The sequence below is a fragment of the Methylosinus sp. C49 genome (assembly GCF_009936375.1).
Classification (GTDB): Bacteria; Pseudomonadota; Alphaproteobacteria; order Rhizobiales; family Beijerinckiaceae; genus Methylosinus.
The window spans coordinates 603,237-624,434 of sequence record NZ_AP022332.1; the positions used below are offsets into that span (position 1 = coordinate 603,237).

A 21,198-nucleotide genomic window follows, 5' to 3' on the forward strand; every position below is an offset into this window, starting at 1 on the left:
CCTCAGTCTATGCGGCTGATGAGCACTTCGACGCGCCGATTGAGGCGCCGTCCGGCTTCATTGGCGTTGTCGGCGATCGGCTCGGACGGGCCGCGGCCGGCCTCCGAGACGCGCGACGGATCTTTGAGCAGCGGCTTCAGCAGCGCTGCGACGGCGCGCGCGCGCTCCTCCGAGAGACGCTGATTGTCGCGGAACGGATTGAGCGGGCTCAAGGGCTGATTGTCGGTGTGGCCGACCACTTTGATCGGCCCCGTCTCGCCGTCGATCGCGCGCGCGATGCGCTCGGCGATCGGCGAGAATTGCGGCAGCACCGCCGCCTTGCCGGATTGGAACAGCACGGCGTCGCCGACCTTGATCTGCACCCATTTGCCATTGCAGGTCACGCTCACGCCGTCGCCCACTTGCTCGCCGATGCGCTTGCATTGCACGGAAGGCTTCGGCGGCGGCTCCACGCGCGGGAGATTGAGCCGCTCCTGCAAGGCGATCTTGGTGGAAGGATGCAGCGTCTCGATCTCCGCGGCGACGGATTCGCCGACGCCGCCGAGCTTTGCGCGCAGGCCGATGAAGACGCCGAAGAGCAGGAGCGCCGCCACAGCCGCAGCGCTCCACACAGGAAGCACAAAGCCTTTGCGGCCGAGCGGCAGCGCCTGGCCCTTCCAGCGCGGCGAGAGATCGAGCACTCGCTTCGGCCGCACGCGGCGCAGCAGCTCATAGAGATTGCGCTGAATATATTGCAGCTGATTGGGACCGCCCTCGGCGGCGCGATATTGGCCCTGAAAGCCGAGCGCGAGGCAGACATGCTGCAATTCCAGCACGTCGAAATTGGCGCCCGGATCGCGTTGCAGCCATTCGAGCTGCTTGAAGAAATTCACGCCGCCGAGCCGCTCGCCGAAAAAGCGCGAGGTCATGCTGTAGCGCGTCCACAAATGGCGATCGTCGGTCGGTATGTTCTGGACGATGTCGTCGGCCGTCGCGCAAATGAGATATTTGGCGACATTGGCCTGCTCCGGCGAGACGCCGGCGCTGCGAATATCCTTGTCGAAAAAGGCGACGGCGGCGGCGACCTGCTCGAGCAGGCTCTCGAGATCGGCGCTGAGCGCGGCGACGCGCAGCCGCCCCAGCAGATGCAGCAGTGGGCCGGCGGCGCGCAATATGGGATTGGGATGCTGCGCGACGAGCGCGTCGAAATCCAAATCCTCGGCGCGCTGCAAGGGCGCGGCCGCCTGCTGCTGTCCGCGGCCCGTCACCCAGGCGTCGGGCGCCGGCGCGCGCGGCGCGCCGGAGGTCTCGAAAGGCGAGGGCGCGAATTGGCCGTAAGGATGCTCGGCCGAGCGCGGTGCGCCGAAATCCTGTTGCGGCGCATAGGCGGGCGCCGTCTGCGGCGTGTAGCCGGGCGTCGGCGCCGGAGGCGGCGGCGCAGCGGGGCGCGGCGGCGGACGGCGCCCGCCGGGATTGGGCTGAAAGACGGTGCGGTCGCCGCCGGAGGAGCCGAAAGGATTGTCCTTGTCGCTCATCTCTTATCCTCCCGAATGGCCCAGAGCTCGAGCTCGAGGTCCGGCCAATCGCCCGAGAAATGCAAGCCGATCGCGGCGGCGACGCTGAAATCGGGCCACAGCGGGCTCTTCTTGTCGATGTAGAAATACACATGGTCGCCGATGAGACGGATCTGCGGCGGCGGCGAGGGCCGATGCACGATCGGCACGCCGGGCAGATTGTAATGCACGATCTCGTTCATGCGCGTGTCGGGACCGAGCTTCAGCAGATTGGGGAATTGCATCTGTATCTCGCTGAGCGGACGCCGCGACGACACTTCGAGATAGAAGGACGCGTTCTGAAACAGCGAGCGATCCTTGATCGGCGATTTGAAAGCGTTGGGCGCGAGCTGCTGCAGCTCGAGGCGAATGGCGCGATGATCGGCGTCCTTGCTGAGGAAGTCCTGAAGATCGCGCAGCACCGGCTCGAATGTATTCTTCAGATTGTCGTGATCGTAAGGCCGATAGCTCGGCGCGCGGCGATCGGCGGCGCAGAATGTGGCGAGCTCGCCGGCGAGCGAGACGAGGAACACATAGAGCCGCTCTGGATGCAGATGATTGGCCGTATGCTCGAAATGCTGGAGCGCCGGTATTGCGCGATTGAGCGTCTGCAGCAGCAGGTAATCGCGATTCTGCAGGCCGCCGCCGGCGGTGGGATCGGCGGCGTAGCGCGCGATGGATTCGAGCTTGTTCTCGATCCAGCCGATGACGCGATTGAGCCAGCCGACGACGACGTCATGCGCGCGGCAGATCAGCACGGTCGGCGCGAATTCGGGATCGAGCAGCACGGCGCCATTCTCGAGCTTCACGATGCGCGCGACGGGCAGATTATTATAGCCGCGCTTGCGCTCGCTCTCGAGATGCAGCTCCATGCGCGGATGCGCGACCTCTATCTCCTCCTCCACGCGCAGCTCGGATGTGGAGTCGATGAAGGTCTCGGACGCGTGGAAATAGCGGCTCGCGGAAACGCTGTCGCGCCGCGCCACCTCGCGCGTGTTGGGCGAGGCCTCCGGGAAGGCGAGCCAGACGATGCGATTGGCGATCTTGTCGTCGATCGGCAGAGGCTCCGGCAGCTCCTCCTTGCCCTCGAGCTGAAAGGGCGTGCCGTCCTGCATCACGCCCCATGCGGCCTCGAGCCCGAATTTGCCGCGCTGCGCGAGACCATGGTCGATGTCGAGGCGCGAGAAGCCCCACGAGAAGGGCGCGAGATTGCGCGTGCGGGCCGTCGTCGCCCATTCCAGATAGCGGTCGCCCTGCTGGAAGTGGTGCGGGCGCAGGAACAAACCTTCGCTCCACACGACCTTGCTGCGCCAAGACATTTGCTCCCCCTGTGTATTTTATTTTTGGGCGTCGGCCCGGTCGTAGCAGTCGGCGAAATTGCGCATGAAGGCGTCGGCGAGCTTGTCGCCGGAGCGCGGGCTCATCGCCGCCCAGCGCTCGACATAGCGGTCCCACAGCCGCGCCTTGCGCGAGCCGACCAGCGAGGCGATGCCGCTGTCCTTGCCCTGCGCTTTCTCGAGGCTCGCGGGATCGAGACTGTCGCTCAGCATGCGCACCGCCTCCTGCATGGCGGCGTAGGTGCGCAGCTCATGCGCCTTCACATCGACGAAGGCCTGGGCGAAGGCGGGGCCGGCGGAGAGATAGCCCGGACGCGGCGGACCGAGCACGATGCGCAGCGCTTCTTCCGTCGTCGGCGCGAATTTCAGCGGGTTATTGCCCTGCGCCTCGATGATCGTATGGCTGGCGCTGCGCGTCAGCCGTTTGGCCTCGGCGCGGGCGCGCAGCAATTGCCGCGTCTCCTCTGCGATGAGCCGCGTCAACGTTCCGAGCTGCCCCCCGAGCTGCGCCGGCGTCGCGCCGGCGAAGGTCTGCTCCGGCAGGTTCAGCGCTTGCGCGAAGCTCGTCAGAAATTCGGCATAGGCGCCCTCCGTCCCCGGCGCGGCGGCGGGAGGGGGCGGCGACGGAACGGGCGCGGCGGCGATCGGCGCAGGCGCGGGGAGAGGCGCTACAGAAGGCGCCGGAGCTGGCGGGGGCGAGCCCCAATCGACGACGGGCGTGGGCGTCGAGGCGGGCGGCGCCGGCGCGCCCCAAATGTCGTTCGGCGCGGCGACCGGAGCGGGCTGTGGCGGCTCGCCCCAAAAGGCGGCGGGCGCAGGCTCGGCGGAAGGTCGGCGCGGGGTCGGCGCTATCGGCGTCGCCGCATCGGCGACATGGTCGATCCAATCGGTCTGCGGTCCGGGGTCGAGCCGGCGTGGATCGAGCGAGCGCGGATCGATGGGCGGCGGCGCCGGCTCGGAGGAGCTCCAGAAATCGTCATAGGCCGGAACCGGCTGCGTCGATGAGACGGCGGCTGCGTCGAGCGCCGGCGCGTCGCCCTCGACGCGCGCCACCACGACATAATCGCCGATATAGAGACGATCGCCGTCGCGCAGCCGATAGGGCGATTGCACGCGATTGTCGGGGTGATTGACGAAAGTCCCGTTCATCGAGACATCGGTGAGATAATAGCCGCCGTCGCGCGGCGCGATCTCGCAATGGCGGCCGGAGATGAAATGATTCTCGTCCGGCAGGCACCAGTCGAGATGCTGATTGCGGCCGATGTCGATGCTACGGCGACCTTCCGCGACATAGGTCAGCGGGCCGCCGTCCGGCCTTCGGCTGAAATTCTCGATGGTCAATGTCAGGCGCATTCCCCGATGGCTCCCTCAGCGGGCCGCGAGCCCGCGCCTCATAGCGTCACGTCCGATGAAGATCGCCGAGCGCGCAACGCAGCGCCGCCTCAATCCATCCGGTCTCGACGGCCTCACGGCGATCCCCCGCCACGGCGCCGAGCGCGATCAGCACGGCCCCGCGCGCCGCCTGCGCCGCGGCCTGCGGCGGCGGCTCCAGATAAAAGGCGGGATCGGGCGAGACATTGCCGCCCGACCATCCCGCCGCCTGTGCGACCCAGGCCGCAGCGAGCGATTTTCGCGCCTGCGCGGCCTCCTCCAGCGCGCGCCGTCGTCGCGCCTCGCTCGGCTCGCTCACCCATTCCTCCGCCGCCTGCAGGCAGCGCAGCGACACGGCGTCCGCCGGCTCCGTCTGCCGCACGCAGCGCGCCGCCCACCACACCGCCTCGCGCCGCGCCAGAAGATAGGCGCAATAGGACAAGGCTGCGCGACGATCGCCCTCCTTGGCGAGACGGGTGACGAAACCCGCAGAAGGCTCCTCGCAGCTCTCGATTCCGACGTCGACCTCCGCCGTGGGAAAAGCGGCGTAGAGGTCGCGCACGGTGGCGAAGCGGATCTTGCACGACGCGCTCACCCTCTCCCCCTCAGTTCAGATCGATCTTGGCGGCGGACAAAGCGATAGCCGTCGAGCTGATCTCTATCTTGCTCGGCGTCAGCTTGATCGAGCTCGCGCCCGTCTTCAGCGTGATCGTGTCGCCGAGCGATTCGATCGTTATGCTCTTGTCGACCGTCGTCGTGTCCTCGCCGCTATGGATCGTCGTCTTGCGCGAGCCGGACTCCAACGTCAGCTCGTCGCCGCCCTGCTTCAGCGTCGTCTTGCGCGAGGCGCCGCCGCCGGAGAACGCCTCGCCGATCTCGGTCGTCTCGGAATTGCGAATCACGACTTCATGATCCTTCTCGGCGTGCATGCGGATCTTCTCCGAGCTCGCCTTGTCCTCGAACATGAACTCATTGTAGCCGCCATGGCCCTTCGAGGAGTCCGATCTCAATCCCGACTGCGTGTTGTTATCCGGCAGCTTGTAAGGAAATTTATTGCCGCCATTGTAGACGGCGCCGACGACGATCGGCTTGTCGGGGTCGCCCTCCAGAAACTCGACGACCACCTCCATGCCGATGCGCGGAATGAATTGCGCGCCCCAGCCTGGACCCGACCATAGCTGCGCGACGCGCATCCAACAGGAGCGCTTGTCCTCGCGATCCCAATGGAAGCGCACCTTGATCATGCCATGGCCTTCTGGATCGGTGTCGATCTCCTCGCTGTCGGCGTCCTTGTCGCGCGCGACCACCTTCGCCGTCTGCGGCCCATGCACGAGCGGCCGCGGCGTCACCAAGGGCGCGCGAAAGACGCGATCGGCCGGCTGCAGCTCGTAATTGCCGTGATAGGGCTGGCGCCCGTCGAGCCCGCCAGTGGAGCGAAACGCCTCGTCGGCGAAATGATGCGAGCAGCGGACGATGAGATATTGCTTGTTCTCCGCCGTGGTCGGATGGCGCTCGAGCGTGGCGAGGCCGCCTGGAAAGAGATTGGGCGCCTGGCCGGATGCGTAGCGGCGATAGTCGATCGCCTGCTCGGCCTCGAGCCTCGCATCCGCATAGAGGCGCCCGTCGCTCGAATTCTGATATTTGCCGGGATAGTCGTAATATTCGTAGGTCGTCGCGCGCGCGTAGCGCTCGGAGCCCTGCGTCTTGGCCTTGAGATTGGAGCCCGGCTCGCGAAACGCATAATCGCGCAGCTCTATCTTGCCGGTGCGGAAGCGCCGCTCCGACGACCACGAGAACAGCGCCTGCTCCTGCTGCGTGAGGCCGGCCAGCGCATTGGCGAAGACGATGGAGGCGCCGCCCTCTATCGCCTGATGCGAGGAGCGCGAGTCGGACAGCACCAGCTTATGCGCGCCGTCCGCGTGCTCGAAGTAATAATAGATTCCGTGCTGCTCCATGAGCCGCGAGATGAAATCGAAATCGGTCTCGCGATATTGCACGCAATAGTCGAGCTTCGGATAGACGCGCTTGGTCGCGTTCTCGATCGTTATGTTGCGCTCGCCGAGCACGTCGGAGACAATGGCGAGCGCGGACTTGTGATGAAAGATCCGGCAATTGGTCGTGCGCGTCAGCAGCCATAAGGCCGGCCGCAGCACGAAACGATAGACATAGAGATCCTCGAAGGCGCCGATCGCCTGCGCTTCCGCGACGATTCCGTTGAAAAGACGCTTCGGACGATCGAGCAGCGTCAGAGCCACGGTGCAGTCGCGGCCGAGCAGCTGATCGAAATCGACATTGGCGTCGGGACCGACCGTCTCGATGCGAATCTCGAACAGCTCGCTCAATCCTTCCGTCGCGTCGAGCGCCGTGATCGCGAGCTTGTCCTTCCCCAATGGAGTCGACAGGATTGCGATGCGGCCGTCCTGAATCAATATGTCAGACATGGTGCATCCGAAGCTCGAAACGGTCCTGGAAAGCGAAACGGGTAAGCCCTTGACGATACGTAACGGCAAAAATAGTGTCGAGAAGTATTTTTGCGCCGGGGACGACATATTGGGACGCAAGCTTCTTCTCGCTCTCGCATTGTCGACGGTTGCGGCCTGTGCGCCGTCGACTCTCAGCCGCGCCGATGACGCGCCGGCCTATTCCGCATCGGATATCGTTCGACATTTCGCCGCGGAGCCGTCCTTCGGCGCGGCGCGCTCGCTGTGCATCGGCGCAGCGGCGGATTGCCCCGGCGATGCAGAGAAAGCCACGCGGAGCGAGGCCTTCGACCTCGAGGTGACATTCGAGCTCGGCTCCGATCGGCTGACGCCGCGCGCGCGCAAGAATCTCGACCAATTCGCCGAGGCGCTGCGCGATCCGGCGCTCGCCGTGCGACGTTTTCATGTCGACGGCCATACCGATGCGCGCGGCCGCGACGAGACCAATCTGCGGCTGTCGCAACGTCGCGCCGAAGCGGTGCGCAACTATCTGGTTTCGGCGGGGATCGACGCCGCGCGGCTGGATGCGCAGGGCTATGGCCGGACGCGGCCGAAGGCGCGCGATCCGCTCGACCCGGCCAATCGCCGCGTCGAAACCCGCGCGGAGGATTGAGCCGCCATGGCGATCGTCGATCCGGCCTTTCTCTCGTCGCCCGTCTCCGAGGCGGATCCTTGCGGTCCCGACCTCGACGAGAACGGCGACGCCGCCTTCATGAATTTCTTCGCCTTCGCGCCGTTTCAACTTCCCGAGACCTTCTTTAACGACGGCCGGCCCTTCGACCCGACCGACAATGAATTCCGAGAAGCCATAGAATACATACCGGCGATGCTCGCCGATGTGATGAAGCGCACACGCGATCTGCGCCTGATGGTTTTTCTGGCGCGTCTCGCCATACTCAAGCGCAACCTCGACGAGTTCGTCGACACGATCGCAGCCATGGCGACCTTGCTGGAGCGCTATTGGGACGGCGTGCATCCGCGCCCACGTGACGGATCTGTGAAGGCGCGCGCCGATATTCTCGACGAGCTGGACGGCTCCGTCGTGACGATCTCGCTGCAATTCGTCACGCTCCATGCGGATCGGCGCAAGGGCAATATCGCCTTTCGCTCCATTGTGCTCGCCGAGCAGGAGAAGGCGGCCGAAGGCGCAGAGAGCGGCGAGAAGCCGGCGGGCGGCCGCATAGCGGCGATGACGCAGGAGCAGATCGTGCGCGTCCTCGCCGACGCCGGCGAGGAGGCCGTCGCGGCGACGCGCGCCAGCTTCCAGCGGCTCGAGGCGGCGCTGAAAAATATTCGCGCGCGTTTCCGCGAGCATACGAGCGCCGCGGAGACGCCGGAATTCAGCGCGCTGCTGAAGGTCGTCGGCGGCGTGCTGACGTTCTTTTCCTTGGCGTTTCCCGACCCCACAGCGCCGGAGACGGACGAGGGAGAGGACGACGAGGCGGGCGGGGAGGCGCAGCGCGGCGCAATCGCTTGCGCCGCCGACGCGCGCCGCGCGCTCGGTGCGGCGAAGGATTATTTCTGCCTCTTCGAGCCGTCCAATCCGGCCTTGCCGCTGATCGCGCAGGCGATCGCGCTGCAGGGCAAGACATTCATCGAGGTTCTCGCGGCTCTGCTGCCGGACCGCCATTCCTATGCGCAATTTTCGATCGGCGGCGAGAACCCCTTCAAGCTCGCCGTCGCGCCGCTCGGCGACATGACGCCGTCGCGCGCCGAATATTTCGACGAGCGCCAGACGCCGCGCAAGACGCGCCGCCGCGTCGCGCCGCCCGCGCCTTTGCTGATCGAGGCGCCGTCCGTAGAGGAGCCTGCGCCCTTCGAGGAAGGAAGAGCAGAGCCGGAGAGCATAGAGCAAGAGGCGCAGGCGAGCGCGGAGGAGCCGGACGCAGCGATGAGCGACGCCGCGCAGGATGGTCTCGCGGAGACGCGCGAGATCGAGGCGCCGGCTCCGATCGTCGTCGAGCCGGAGCAGGCCGAGCCGCGGCCGGAACCGATCGACTATGCCGAGGATTATGAGATCGACGCTCCGAGCTTCTCGGCGACGACGCGTACGCAGGCCTTGCTGCTGCTGGACGACATCGCGCGCTACTTCCGCATCGCCGAGCCGTCGAGCCCGATTCCTTGCCTCGTCGATCGCGCCCGCGCGCTCGCCGACAAGGACTTCATCGCCGTGCTCGGCGCCGTGCTCGAACGCGAGGAGCGCTGACGGCTGTCGCAAGATCGACATCAGTGTGCGCCATCACACAGCAATTTGAAGCGGCTCGACGAGTATACGGAGGCCGGCGCGAACATGAGCCAGCTCGGCGCGTCCACGGCTTGACAGTTTCGCGATGCTCGGCTTCTCTATCGCGAATTCATAAAGGATAATTGTATATGGCGAAGATGAGTGGGCAGAAATTCATCGCGCGCAATCGCCCTCCGCGAGTTCAAATCGAATATGTCGATCCGACCGCCGACGAGAAGGTCGAGCTTCCCTTCGTGATGGGCGTGCTGGCCGATCTCTCCGGCAACTCGCCCGGTCACGGCAAGGAAGACTTCGACAAGGGAACTGCGGCGAGCCGCAAGTTCGTCGAGTTCGACATGGATAATTTCGACGAGCGCATGAGCTCCGAGCATGGCGTTCGCCCGGGCGTCAGCTTTCACGTCGACAACAAGCTCTCCGAGCAATCGGGCGAGAAGTTGAGCGTGAAGCTCGATTTCAAGAGCATGGCCGATTTCAGCCCCGCCGCCGTCGCCAAGCAGGTGCCGGTGCTCGCCGAGCTGCTCGAGGCGCGGCAGAAGCTCGCCAATCTGCGCGTCTATATGGACGGCAAGGACGCCGCCAACCAGCAATTGCGGGCTCTGCTGAAAGACCCGCAAAAGATGGAAGCGCTGAAGGAATTCCTCTCCGCGACGCAACCCGGCGACAAATGAGCGAGGCGCAAGTGACCACAGAGCTCACACAGACCGAAGCCGCTGTCGCCACGACCGGCGGCGAACTCGACGAATTTCTGCAATCGCTGAAGCAGAGCTTCAAGCCGCCGAAGGACGAATCGGCGGCCAAGGAGCAGAATGCGCGCGTCCAGGACGCGATCTCCATCTTCGTCGATCAGGCGCTGTCCAACACGGACGCCGTCATCAAGGACGATGTGCTCGACACGATCGAGCGGCTGATCGCCTCCATCGACGAGAAGCTGACGGCGCAGCTCAACGAGATCATCCACGCCGAGGAGTTCCAGAAGATCGAGAGCGCCTGGCGCGGGCTGCATCATCTCGTCTACAGCTCGGAGACGGACGCCACGCTGAAGATTCGCGTGCTGAACATCTCCAAGACCGAGCTCTATCAGCATCTGAAGGACTACCCAAAAGCGAAATGGGATCAGAGCGAGCTGTTCAAGAAGGTCTATGAGGAAGAATATGGCCAGCTCGGCGGTCAGCCTTATGGCGCGCTCGTCGGCGACTATTATTTCAGCCATCATCCGACCGATGTGCAGCTGCTGCGCGATCTCAGCAAGATCGCCGCGGCCGCCCATGCGCCCTTCATCGCCGCCGCCGATCCGAGCCTGATGCGCATGGACAGCTGGAACGAGCTGTCCAATCCGCGCGATATCGGCAAAGTGTTCGACACGCCGGAATACGCCGCCTGGAAGAGCCTGCGCGATTCGGAGGACGCCAAATATCTCGGCCTCACCCTGCCGCGCGTGCTGGCGCGCCTGCCCTATGGCGCCGAATCCGAGCCGGTCGAGGAATTCGGCTTCGAGGAGGATACCGACGGCCATAAGGGCGAGAAATACGCCTGGATGAACTCCGCCTATGCGATGGCGGCGAACATCACCCGCGCCTTCAAGGACCATGGCTGGTGCTCGCGCATTCGCGGCGTCGAATCGGGCGGCGAGGTCGAGGATCTGCCGACACATACTTTCCCGACAGACGATGGGGGCGTCGATCTCAAATGCCCGACGGAGATCGCCATCAGCGACCGCCGCGAGGCGGAGCTGGCCAAGGCCGGGCTGATGCCGCTCATCCATCGCAAGAACACCGATCGCGCGGTGTTCATCGGCGCGCAATCGCTGGCGCGTCCGAAGGAATACAACAATGACCCGGACGCCACCGCCTCCAGCAATCTCGCGGCGCGTCTTCCTTACATGTTCGCGGTGTGTCGTTTCGCACATTATTTGAAGGTCATGGTGCGCGATAAGATCGGCTCCACCAAGGAGAAGGAGGAGCTGCAGAGATGGTTGCAGAACTGGATCGTCCAATATGTCGATGGCGACCCGACCAATTCGTCCGACGAGGTGAAGCGCAAGAAGCCTCTCGCCGGCGCGAAGATCACCATCGTCCCGAATGAGGAAAATCCAGGATATTATTCCGCGACATTCGAGTTGCGGCCGCATTATCAGCTGGAAGGCATGAATATCGGAATGCGCCTCGTTTCCCGTCTCCCGATCAAATAGGGGACGGCGAGGAACGCGAAACGCGATTTCATGCATCGATCTTTCGAACGCGATCAAAGGATATAGACAATGGCTACCGATATTTTTCTCAAGTTCACTTCCAAGGTCGAGGGCGAATCCTCCGACAGCAAGCACAAGGGCGAGATCGAGATCTCGAGCTATGGATTCGGCGTGACCAACCAGGGCACGTCCGGTCATGGCGGCGGCGCCGGCGCCGGCAAGGCGGATTTCCAGGATCTGCATTTCACCAAATCCGTCGACAAATCCACGCCGAACCTTCTCAAATTCACCGCCGAGGGCAAGCATTTCGAGGAGGCGCTGATCACCGTCCGCAAGGCCGGCGGCGGTCAGCAGGAATATCTCAAGATCACGCTCAGCGACGTGTTCATCACCTCCTATCACAGCGACGGCCACAGCGGCGCCGTGCCGTCGGAGAGCTTCACGCTCAACTTCACCAAGGTGAAGCTCGAATACAGCCCGCAAAAGGCCGACGGCTCGCTGGAGCCGAGCGTCAGCGGCGGCTACGATGTGAAGGAAAACAAGTCGTTCTGACGATGAATGACGTGTCGGCGGCGCTCGCGCGCCGAGGCCGCCGACCGTAGGTCGCATCGCTCGCCGCTACGCGACGCCGCGCGGGAAAAGCTCAATGACCTCCTCGACGACGACGAGCGTTCGCCCGGCGGATCGGCTCAGCCCCCCTCTCATGCATGTATTTCGCGCCGCGCATCGCGACCGCCGCGAGCACGCGCGGGAGCAGGCGAATCGACAGGCGCTCGTCCGCGACGGCGGAACGCCGGAGGCCGAGCGCAAGACGCGGCCGCAGCGCGCCCCCATCAACGAGCAGGAGCTGAAAGCGGAGGTCGAGCACGACGTCGCCGCGCTGATGAACCACGTCTCGATGGATTCGACGATCGATCTTTCGCCCTTCGCGCGCGTGCGCGGCTCCATCCTCAACTATGGCTTCCCCGATCTCGCCAATCGGACCATGGACGAGCTGGAGGCGCGCGATCTCCATGGCGAGATCATCGCCGTGCTGAAGCAATATGAGCCGCGCCTCATTCCCGGCACGGTGCGCGTCACGCGCGACCGCTCGCCGGAGGCGCTGCAGGAGATTCGCTATATCGTCGACGGCCATCTCCTCTGCCAGCCGCTGAACGTTCCCATCGAGTTCGTCGCAAAATTCGAGGAAACGACGGGCAAGCTCCATATTGCGCGGCGCTGAGCGATGAATCGCGAATTCCTCGATCTCTATAATCGCGAGCTCGATCTCTTCTACGAGCACGCCGCCGAATTCGCGGAAGAATATCCCGAGATCGCCAAGCGTCTCGGCGGCCTCATTCGCGACCGCGCCGATCCAATGGCCGCCGGCCTTCTGGAAGGCGCCGCCTTTCTCGCTGCGCGCGTGCAATTGAAGATCAAGCACGAGTTTCCCGAATTCGCCAATAATCTCCTCGAGCAGCTGGTTCCGCACTATCTCGCGCCGACGCCCTCCGCCATGCTGGTGAAGGCGTTGCCGAAATATGGCGATTCGGCGCTCGCCGATGGTCGCCTGTTTCCGCGCGGCGCGCAGATCGACGCCACCTATCTCGAGGCCGATAAGGAGATCGCCTGCCGCTACACGCTGACGGCGCCGATCCGCCTCTGGCCCTTCTACATAAAATCCGCCGAATATTTTACCAGCGCCGCCGCGCTGCAGCCGCTCAAGATCAATGTGCGCCGCGAGACCGTCGCCGGCATGCGCATCACCCTCGTCGTCGCCGCGACGTCGGACCCCGCCGATGACGCGCGTGAGAAAGCCGCGCCGCCGCAGCCCTGGTCGCTGTTCAGCGATAATAAGGCGACGGAGCTGCCCTTCCATCTCGCCGGCGCCGAGGCGCACGCAAACGCCATCTATGAGCAGATCTTCGGCCATTGCACGGGCGTGTGGTTCCGCTACGTCGACGCGAATAATGACGCCACCGTCATAGAGGCGCCGAAGGACTGTCTCCGCCAGATCGGCATGGATGAGCAGGAATCGCTGCTGCCGCGCGACGATCGCATCTTCCGCGGCTTCGATCTGCTGCATGAGTATTTCATGTTCTCGCGCAAGTTTCTCGGCTTCGAGCTCGCGCTCGATCGCGAGAAGGTGACGTGCCGCCTGCCCTCGCGCGTGATCGACATCGTCTTTGGATTCGACGAGGTCAATAGCGCGCTCGCCGCCAGCGTGCAGAAGGACATGTTCGCGCTCTATGCGGCGCCGGCGGTCAATCTCTTCGAGATGGCGACCGATCGCGTCTCCATCAAAGCCAATCGGCACGAATATCATGTCGTGCCGGACAAGAGCCGCTATCTCGATTATGAGCCGCATCGGCTCATCGACGTCTTCGCGCATTTTCCCGGCAGCGTCGAGAAGCGCCCGGTGCGGCCGCTCTACGCCTCATCGACCGATCTGCGCGAGAAGAATGCGCTGCAATACACCATCCGCCGCGCGCCGCGCCGGCGCACGATCGAGGAGAAGCGTTACGGACCGGCGGGCGATTATTTCGGCACGGATCTCTTCATCTCGCTGAGCGACACGGGCGCGCTGGACGAGAACATCGGCGTCGCGGAGCTGAGCATTCGCGCTCTCTGTTCAAACCGGCATTTGCCCGAGCATTTGCCGATCGGCCAGAACCGCGTCGATTTTCGTCTCACCGACGATGTCGAGCTCGATCTCGTCTGCGTCGCCGGCCCGACGCGGCCGGGCGAGCCGCTCGTGTCCTATCAGCGCCGCCGCGCCGAGACGGCGCATATGGGGACGGTCTCCTGGCGGCTCATCAATATGCTGAGCCTCAATCATCTCGGCCTCACGGAGCGCGAGGCGGGCGACAACGCGCGCGCGCTGCGCGAGATATTGACGACATTCACCGAGCCCAATGACGCCGCTGGCGAGAGGCGCGTGCGCGGCGTGCTGTCGGTGGACAGCCGGCCCGTCGTGCGGCGCATTCGTTGTGGCGGCGGCGTCGGTCCGGCGCGCGGCACGGAAGTGACCGTCACTCTGGACGAGAAGGCATTCGAAGGAACCGGCGCCTTTCTGCTCGGCGCGATTCTCGATCGCTTCTATTGCGAATATGCCGCCTTCAATCATTTCACCCAGCTCGTTCTGCGAACGACCGAGCGTGGCGAGATCATGCGCTGGCCGGCGAGGCTCGGCGCACGGAGGGCGCTTTGAGCTATTTCGAAAAAATGCGGCGCGAGCCCTGGCGCCATGATTTTCTCGACATGATGCGCCGCGTCGAGCGCAGCCTCGGCCAGCGGCTCGAGGGCGACAGCGTGTTCGCGCAGCCGCGTCCGCGCATCGGCGACAGCGCCACGCGCCGCGACGAGGTGGTGCGATTGCGCGACGAGACGTTCGCGCGAGAGGTCGCGATCTCCTTCGGGCAAGAGGCCTGGATGGCTTTTCCAGGCTCGACGCTGCGCGAGATCGCGCCGCGCTGGAACAGGCCGCTCCCGCCCGCCGACGTCATTGCGCGCGCGGAGACGCCGGCCGAGCGCGTGCATATCGTCTCGGCCTTTCTCGGCCTGCTCGGCCCGCAGGGGCCGCTGCCCTATCATCTGACAGAGGAAGCCTTCGCCTATGCGCAGGCCGAGGATTTGTCTTTTATCCATTTCCTCGATCTCTTCAACAATCGCTTCATCCAATTGTTCTTCCGCGCCTGGGCCGATTCGCGTCCCATCGTGCAGGCGGACCGGCCGGAATATGATCGCTTCGGCGCCTATGTGACCTCCATGATCGGCGTCGGCTCGCAGGCCTTCGACACGACGCCGGCGAGGCATTACGGCGCGCGCCGCGAGACGTTCATACCGGAGGGCGTCGGGCTCTATGCGGGCTTGCTCGGCCCACAGGTGAAATCCGCCTCCCGTCTGCGCCAGGCGATTCGCGGCATGCTGCGCGTCGAGACGGAGATCGATGAATTCATCGGCTCCTGGCTGGCGTTCGACGCGCGCGAGCGTTCGCATCTCGGCGGACGCAACAGCACGCTCGGCGTGGATTTCCTCGTCGGCGCCGCGTCCTTCAGCGTGCAGGACAAGATTCGCGTGCGGCTCTACGTCGCCGATATGGCTCAATATCGCAAATTCCTGCCGGTCGGCGACGATTGCGATCGGCTCGTCGATATTTTGTTTTTTTATGTCGGCGACGAGATCGATTGGGATGTCGAGCTCGCCGTGCCGGCGCGCTGCGTCGAGCCGATCCGGCTCACATCCGATTCCGCTGCGGGGCCTGCGGGCGGCGCGCGGCTCGGCTGGACGAGCTGGCTCGTCGACGAAAATGCATCGAAGAAAGATGGCTATCGGGCCGATGCGCGCTTCCAGCCTGCGGAGCGCAAGAGGCATGAGCGCGAAAAAGCCAGACGCGAAGCGGGGGCGATGAAACCATGACCGACATTGGACTCGAGACAGTCACCGGCAAGCTCAATCTCGTCGGATTCGAGACGATCGCCAAAGCGCATCGCCAAGCGAAAAGCCTCGGCAACCGCTATGTCGAGCTCGCCCATTGGCTGCTGCATATGCTGGAGAAGACCGGCTCCGACGTCGATGTGATCGCCGATCATTTCAATCTCGATCGCGCCAAGCTGCTCCTCGATGTGGAGCGGGCGATCGGCGCGCTGACGCCGAGCCAGACGGAGACGCCCTATTATTCCGGCGCGGTGATCGAGGCGCTCGATCGCGGCTGGCATTATTCAACGCTCTTCTTCGCCGAGGCGCAGATTCGCACCGGCCATGTGCTCGTCGGCGTGCTGAAGACGGATCGGCTGCGCGCGGCTCTGCTCGCCGTCTCGCGCGAATTCGCCAAAATCGCCGTCGATGCGCTGCTCGACGAGCATAAGAAGATTCTCGCGCGCTCGGACGAAGAGAATCTGCGCCCCATAGACGGCAGCGGCCTCGCGCCGACGAGCGGCGCCGGCGCGGCAGCGGGAGAGACGCGCGGGCAGACGGCGCTCGATCGCTTCTCGCAGGATCTGACGGCGCGCGCGCGCTCAGGCGAGATGGACCGCATATTGGGCCGCGACGAGGAGATCAGAAAAATCGTCGATGTGCTGATGCGTCGGCGGCAGAATAATCCGATCCTCACCGGCGAGGCCGGCGTCGGCAAGACGGCGGTGGTGGAAGGTTTCGCACAGGCGATCGTCTCCGGCGACGTGCCGCCGCCGCTGCGCGACGTCACTCTGCGCGCGCTCGACGTTGGCCTGTTGCAGGCCGGCGCCTCGATGAAGGGCGAGTTCGAGCAGCGGCTGCGCTCCGTCATCGACGAGGTGCAGAAATCGCCGAAGCCGATCATTCTCTTCATCGACGAGGCGCATACGCTGATCGGCGCCGGCGGCGCGGCCGGCACGGGCGACGCCGCCAATCTGCTGAAGCCGGCGCTCGCGCGCGGAACGCTGCGCACCATCGCGGCGACGACATGGAGCGAATATCGCCAATATTTCGAGAAGGACCCGGCGCTGACGCGGCGCTTCCAGCCGATTCAGATCGACGAGCCGGACGCCGCGCGCGCGGCGGCGATGCTGCGCGGCATTCTCGCGCCGATGGAAAAGCATCATGGCGTGCGCATTTCCGACGCGGCCATCACAGCCGCCGTCGCGCTGTCGCAACGCTACATTCCCGCGCGGCAATTGCCGGACAAGGCGGTGAGCCTGCTCGACACGGCGAGCGCGCGCGTCGCCATCAGCCAATCGACGACGCCCGCCGCAATCGCCGACAAGCGCGTCGAGATCGACCGTCTCGCGCAGGAGAAGGCGGCGCTGCTCGCCGATCGCGATCTCGGCGCCGACACGCGTGCGCGGGTGAATGAGATCGACGATGCGATCGCGGCGGCGAAGGACAGGCTCGGCCTGCTGGAGAGCGCATGGGAACAGGAAAAATCCATCGTCGACGATGTGCGCTCGCTGCGCGAGATTCTGACGCAGACGGAAGACGAAGCCGCGCAGGAGAGCGAGCGCGCGAAGCTGACGGAAAAGCTCGGCGCATTGGCCGCGCTCGACCCCGAGACGCGCGCCATTTATCCGCATGTCGACGAGCAGGCGGTCGCCGCCGTCGTCTCCGATTGGACCGGCATTCCAGTCGGCCGCATGGTGAAAGACGAGATCGAGAACATCCTTCGTCTGCCGGACATTTTGAACACGCGCGTCGTCGGCCAGAGCCATGGCCTCGCGATGATTTCAAAGCGCATCGAGACCAATCGTGCGCGGCTCGACAATCCCAATAAGCCGATCGGCGTCTTCATGCTCTGCGGCCCCTCCGGCGTCGGCAAGACGGAGACGGCGCTGGCGCTCGCCGAGGCCATTTATGGCGGCGAGCAGAATATCATCACCATCAACATGTCGGAGTTTCAGGAGGCGCACACTGTCTCGACGCTGAAAGGCGCGCCTCCCGGCTATGTCGGCTATGGCGAGGGCGGCCGCCTCACCGAGGCGGTGCGGCGCAAGCCCTATAGCGTCGTGCTGCTGGACGAGATCGAGAAGGCGCATCCCGACGTTCACGAGATTTTCTTTCAGGTCTTCGACAAGGGACAGATGGAAGACGGCTCGGGACGGCGCATCGATTTCAAGAACACGCTCATCATCCTCACCTCCAATGTCGGCACCGATCTCATCATGGAGCTCGGCGCCGATCCCGCTTATCACGACGACCCGGAAGCGCTCACCGCCGCGCTGCGGCCGGAGCTGCAACGCGTTTTCCCGCCGGCGCTGCTCGGGCGCATCGTCACCATTCCCTATTTCCCGCTGTCGCCGGAGATGCTGTCCGGCATTGTGCGGCTGCAATTGAACCGCATCGGCAAGCGCATCGAGGAGAATCACAAGGCGGCCTTCGTCTATGACGATGCGGTGGTCGATCACATTGTCGCGCAATGCAATGATCCAGATTCCGGCGGGCGCATCATCGACAACATCATCACCAACACGCTGCTGCCCTCGCTCTCGCGCGAATTCCTGAAGCGCTCGCTGGCGAAAGAGGAACTGCGCGAGGCGCGAGTGTCGGTGAGCGCGGGCGCCTTCGGCTTCGAATGGAGATGAGCTCGGGCCTCCCCCCAAGCGAGCTGTGGCCGCTATTTGTCGCGGCAGCCGAGGTCATGGGCGCTCCACCCGTCCGGCTATCGGCCGACCTTGCTCCGGAAGGGGAGGGCCGCCCGATTGCCCAACGGCCAAGGCCTCGGCTCTTGACGTAGCCCCAAAAATGTCGCAATTGAGCAAAGGTTTAGCAATAGAATAGCAATTTGTGCGGTATCCTCGTCGGGGCGGGCGTTCGTGGTAAAGAATAAAATCAGCGCTGTCGGCGTGATCGCGTGCATCGCTTGCTTCGACGCTTCCGCCGAGCCGGCGCCCGAGCAATCGGAGCTGGAGCGTCTTGCGGCTCATGTCCGCACGCATCCGACCGATTACGAGCAGACCTTCGCCTATATTCGGCTGGCGACGGAACTGCATGACGAGGCCGCGATCGGCGCGCTCGAGCGCTTGCTGATGTACAATCCGGCGCTCGGCCGCGCGCGCAAGGAGCTCGGCTTTCTCTACGCGCGCATCGGCGCCTATCAGAGCGCGCTCTATAATCTGCGCGCGGCGTTGAAATCGGCCGATCTCGATTCCGCGCAGAGAGCGCAGATCGAAGCGCAGCTTCCCGATATCGAAAGACGCACCCAGGCGAGCCGTCTCTCGGGAAATTTGCAGATCGGCGTGCGCACGCAGTCCAACGCCGCCTATCTGCCGTCGAGCGGCCTCTTCGACGTCGGCGGCGTGCAGACGCCGGGCGGCGTCACTGGACGGCAGTCCGACGCCAATACTTTCGAGCAGGCGCAGCTGACGCACGACTATGATTTTCAAAATCAGCGCGGCGACACGCTGGAGACGCGCGGGCTGGCCTATGCGACGCAGCAATTCGCTCTGTCGCAATATAACGTCGCGCTGTTCTCGCTCTCCACGGGGCCGCGCTTCGGCCTATCGGACATCGCGCCGGGCCTTTCGGTGAGGCCCCATGTCTCGGGCTCGGCCTCGCTCGTCGGCAATCTGAATTATCTCAACACGGGCGGCGCCGGCGTCAGCCTGCGTCAGATCTTCGGCGATCGGCTGTCGTTGGAGCCGGGCTTCGAATGGTCGCGGCTCTGGGTCAATTCGGGCTCCGCGTCGGGCGGCGCGCAGACGGTGGCGACGATCGCGAGCGGCGATGTGCTCACCGGCTCGCTCGGCGTCAGCCTGCGCATTTTCGACAATGTGCGTCTCGAGGGACGCGGCGCCTTCTCGCGCGCTGCGGCCTATGTCGCGACGCAGGCCTCCGATCAATTCGACCTGCAGGCGATGTTGCGCCTGGAGGTCGATCCGCCGCTCGCGGAGATGCCGCGGCGATGGACCATCGCGCCTTACGCGCGCTTCACGCAGATCGCCTTCGACATCGCCAATCCCGCGCTCGATCCGTTCCGCGTGCGACGTGACGACGCCTGGACCTATGGCCTCGCGCTGGACGCGCCGATCACGGCGGAATTGGGCGTCTCCGGCCATCTCGAATTTCTGCGCAATGATTCGAACATATCGAGCTTCAAGATGCAGAATGTCTCCTTGACCTTCGGGCCGACCGCGAAATTCTGACGAGGGGGAGGCGATGCGAAATCTGCACGGCGTGGCGCTCCTCGCGTTTTTTGGTGTTTGCGCGACGAATGTCCGCGCGGATGTCGTCGGCAATGTCGGGGCCGTCAATCCCGCGGCGCAAGGAACGCCGCCCGGCGGATCCGCCAAAGGATTGACGCTCGGCTATGGCGTCGTCGATCGCGAACGCATCGACACCAAGACCGATGGCCGCGCGCAGATCGTCTTTCTCGACAAATCGACGCTCGGCGTCGGCGCGAACAGCTCGGTGACGATCGATCGCTTCGTCTATGATTCCGCCGCCGGCGCCGGCAAGCAGAGCCTCTCCATCACCAAGGGCGCGCTGCGCTTCATCGGCGGCGAGGTGAGCCATGGCGTCGGCATGGACATCAAGACGCCCTCGGCGACCATTGCCGTGCGCGGCGGCATGGTGCTGGTGCGCGTCGGCGGCGCCGATTGCCGCGAGATCGCTCGCGCGGGCGGCTGCGACGAGATCATACTGCTGAACGGCGTCGCCACCATCGTCACCGCCAAAGGGCGTCGCATCCGGCTGACGCGTCCGGGCTATGGCGTGGTCATCGGCGCGGGCGGCGAGGAGATGTCCGATCCGGCGCCGGCCGGCGAGGCGTCGATCGAAGGCTTCGACCAGCAATTCGCCAGCCTGCCGGGCCAGACCGGCGGCGCGAGCCTGGGCTCGCTGCCGACGGGCGCGCAGGCGCTCGCGCAACTCGGCTCTCTTCGGGAGCCCGATCGCACGCCTTGGGCCGGGCTCGGGGCGATCGGGGCGCATTGGGGCGGCGCCGGCATAGCGCAGAGCCGCGCGCAAACGAATAATCAGGCCGTCGCGACGCAGACGCACCAGGCTCTCGCCGCCATCGTCGCCGCGCAGCACGCCCAGCACGCCGTCACCGGGGGCGGGACGACCTCCCCCGGCTTGACGATCGATCCCGGCAATCCCGCGAGCGGCGCGGTGGGCGCGCTCTTCGCGGGTGGATTTTGCGTGTGGGGCTGCGTGACGCCGACATTCGTCTCGCAGAGCGTCTCGGGAACGATCACCACCATAACGCTGCAGGCGACTTTTCCCGGCTATGGCTATTTCCTGATCGCCTTGTCGGTGGATGCGGCGAACATAAATTATGTCGTAGGCCAGACCTCGGCGTCCTTCAACGGCGCATTCGGCGCCTCCATCGTCTATCATCCCGAGAGCGGCGCCGCAGCGCAGACCAATACCTATAATTTTGTGATCAATGAGCTGCTGAGCTGGTCCGGCGCGGTCTCGGTCAATGGGGCGCCGACCTCATTCACCGTCAGCGGCAGCGACACGCTGAATTTCGTGAATGCGGCCGGCATCGTCCTCGAGCCGGCGCCGACATCGGCCAATGCATTCTTCAGCCTGCCGAACGGCTTCACGCAGACCTTCGAATTCTCCTATCCGTGACCGGCCGGCCGCCTTC

At 64.8% G+C, this 21,198-nt stretch carries 16 protein-coding genes; 11 read left to right on the forward strand and 5 right to left on the reverse strand.

Annotated features, from left to right (window positions below):
* Positions 1-2 precede the first annotated feature (2 nt).
* The 5 genes from icmH to tssI are packed head-to-tail and all read right to left on the reverse strand — an operon-like array spanning position 3 to position 6,681.
* A complete protein-coding gene (gene icmH / locus GYH34_RS02785; RefSeq protein WP_161912267.1) occupies positions 3-1,514 on the reverse strand; it encodes a type IVB secretion system protein IcmH/DotU in 1,512 nt (503 codons plus the stop codon).
* Complete coding sequence (gene tssK, locus GYH34_RS02790) at positions 1,511-2,851, reverse strand: type VI secretion system baseplate subunit TssK (protein WP_161912268.1); 1,341 nt, start codon at positions 2,849-2,851, stop codon at positions 1,511-1,513. Before tssK ends, icmH begins: the two co-directional genes overlap by 4 nt.
* Positions 2,852-2,869: 18 nt before the next feature.
* Positions 2,870-4,222: a type VI secretion system-associated FHA domain protein TagH gene (gene tagH, locus GYH34_RS02795; protein ID WP_161912269.1), complete on the reverse strand. Its 1,353-nt coding sequence runs from the start codon at positions 4,220-4,222 to the stop codon at positions 2,870-2,872.
* Positions 4,223-4,268: 46 nt separating this feature from the next.
* Positions 4,269-4,835, reverse strand: coding sequence for a hypothetical protein (locus GYH34_RS02800; RefSeq protein WP_161912270.1), 567 nt, complete (start codon positions 4,833-4,835; stop codon positions 4,269-4,271).
* 10 nt (positions 4,836-4,845) lie between these two features.
* Positions 4,846-6,681: a type VI secretion system tip protein TssI/VgrG gene (gene tssI / locus GYH34_RS02805; RefSeq protein ID WP_161912271.1), complete on the reverse strand. Its 1,836-nt coding sequence runs from the start codon at positions 6,679-6,681 to the stop codon at positions 4,846-4,848.
* 109 nt (positions 6,682-6,790) lie between these two features.
* Between tssI and GYH34_RS02810 the strand changes: the two genes are divergently transcribed.
* From GYH34_RS02810 to GYH34_RS02860, 11 genes are all read left to right on the forward strand, one after another.
* Positions 6,791-7,333, forward strand: coding sequence for an OmpA family protein (locus tag GYH34_RS02810; RefSeq protein ID WP_161912272.1), 543 nt, complete (start codon positions 6,791-6,793; stop codon positions 7,331-7,333).
* Between the two features lie 6 nt (positions 7,334-7,339).
* Positions 7,340-8,926 (forward strand): type VI secretion system ImpA family N-terminal domain-containing protein, encoded by a 1,587-nt coding sequence (locus GYH34_RS02815; RefSeq protein WP_161912273.1) that lies wholly within the window; start codon positions 7,340-7,342, stop codon positions 8,924-8,926.
* A 167-nt stretch (positions 8,927-9,093) separates the two neighbouring features.
* Entirely contained in the window at positions 9,094-9,633 is a 540-nt protein-coding gene (gene tssB, locus GYH34_RS02820) for a type VI secretion system contractile sheath small subunit (RefSeq protein WP_161912274.1), read from the forward strand.
* Positions 9,630-11,153 (forward strand): type VI secretion system contractile sheath large subunit, encoded by a 1,524-nt coding sequence (gene tssC / locus GYH34_RS02825; RefSeq protein WP_244635240.1) that lies wholly within the window; start codon positions 9,630-9,632, stop codon positions 11,151-11,153. The genes tssB and tssC overlap by 4 nt, the downstream gene beginning before the upstream one ends.
* A 69-nt stretch (positions 11,154-11,222) precedes the next feature.
* Complete coding sequence (locus GYH34_RS02830) at positions 11,223-11,705, forward strand: type VI secretion system tube protein Hcp (protein WP_161912276.1); 483 nt, start codon at positions 11,223-11,225, stop codon at positions 11,703-11,705.
* Positions 11,706-11,799: 94 nt separating this feature from the next.
* The gene (locus GYH34_RS02835) at positions 11,800-12,375 is read left to right on the forward strand and encodes a GPW/gp25 family protein (protein ID WP_161912277.1); all 576 of its coding nucleotides are present in this window, start codon (positions 11,800-11,802) and stop codon (positions 12,373-12,375) included.
* Between the two features lie 3 nt (positions 12,376-12,378).
* Positions 12,379-14,343, forward strand: a complete 1,965-nt coding sequence (gene tssF / locus GYH34_RS02840) for a type VI secretion system baseplate subunit TssF (protein ID WP_161912278.1) — start codon at positions 12,379-12,381, stop codon at positions 14,341-14,343.
* The gene (tssG, locus tag GYH34_RS02845; RefSeq protein ID WP_244635241.1) at positions 14,340-15,551 is read left to right on the forward strand and encodes a type VI secretion system baseplate subunit TssG; all 1,212 of its coding nucleotides are present in this window, start codon (positions 14,340-14,342) and stop codon (positions 15,549-15,551) included. Before tssF ends, tssG begins: the two co-directional genes overlap by 4 nt.
* Positions 15,548-18,187, forward strand: a complete 2,640-nt coding sequence (tssH, locus tag GYH34_RS02850; RefSeq protein ID WP_161912279.1) for a type VI secretion system ATPase TssH — start codon at positions 15,548-15,550, stop codon at positions 18,185-18,187. The genes tssG and tssH overlap by 4 nt, the downstream gene beginning before the upstream one ends.
* 231 nt (positions 18,188-18,418) lie before the next feature.
* Positions 18,419-19,747, forward strand: coding sequence for a tetratricopeptide repeat protein (locus tag GYH34_RS02855; protein WP_161912280.1), 1,329 nt, complete (start codon positions 18,419-18,421; stop codon positions 19,745-19,747).
* 13 nt (positions 19,748-19,760) lie between these two features.
* The gene (locus GYH34_RS02860; RefSeq protein ID WP_161912281.1) at positions 19,761-21,182 is read left to right on the forward strand and encodes a FecR domain-containing protein; all 1,422 of its coding nucleotides are present in this window, start codon (positions 19,761-19,763) and stop codon (positions 21,180-21,182) included.
* Positions 21,183-21,198: the final 16 nt, after the last annotated feature.